1 protein-coding gene is annotated in these 809 nt (G+C 32.3%); it reads right to left on the bottom strand.

Annotation, left to right across the window (positions count from 1 at the left end):
• Positions 1 to 177: 177 nt before the first annotated feature.
• On the bottom strand, positions 178 to 561 hold the full coding sequence (locus GFJ99_RS13295; protein WP_153209537.1) for a hypothetical protein: 384 nt from the start codon (positions 559 to 561) through the stop codon (positions 178 to 180).
• Positions 562 to 809 lie beyond the last annotated feature (248 nt).

Raw genomic sequence — 809 nt, forward strand, 5'->3', positions numbered from 1 at the left:
ATAAATTTTCATATTTTCTTTTTTACGATTTTTGGAAGTATAGCCTATAACGTTTCTGCGGCTTGCTTTCAGTGGCGTTGCACCAACACCAAGCCATTACAAATATAACAAAACATTCCATTCAGCAGCGGATTTTCCGTAGGAAAATCCGGAAGTAGCCATTGAAGCAAACCGCTGTTAGTAGCCGTTATTTTTTCTGTTAGTTATAATTTTTATTGTCGCTATGTTTCCATCGCGAATTATACTTTTCGGATCTGTCTTAAAAATTTTAATTTCGACAACACAACTTTCTTCAATTCTATATTCTGAAAACTTTTCAATGAGCAAATCGTCAACTAGAACATTTACACTTTCAATATTTTTCAACGACTCATTTCCAGCTTTTATTTTCTCAACAAATTTTTGTAGAGTTACTAATTCAGTTTTTTTTATTCTGGTAATTAAGTAAGCACCTTTAGTTCCGCTTCTTGTTTGAGCAGTTTTTCCAAAATAACTCTCAATTTTTTCTATATTTTTTGGGTCAAGAAAAGTTTTACTCATATCAATTTCTTTTCCTTCCATATAATATTTTCCGCTTTCACCGTTTAAACTGTCTGATATGAAAATTTTGTCTGTTGTTATTTCTTGCGAAAATACATTTAGAGAAAATAATGTGAAAAGTAAAATAAATGTTTTTCCCATTTTGTTTGTTTTAGATGCGCGGTTTTATAATGGCTACTAACGTTATGAGGCTTGCTCTCAGTGGCGTTGAGCCAACACCAAGCCATTACAAATATAACAAAACATTCCATTCAGCAGCGGATTTTCCG

Origin of the sequence: Flavobacterium sp. LMO6 (genome assembly GCF_009495795.1) — a bacterium.
GTDB lineage: Bacteria > Bacteroidota > Bacteroidia > Flavobacteriales > Flavobacteriaceae > Flavobacterium.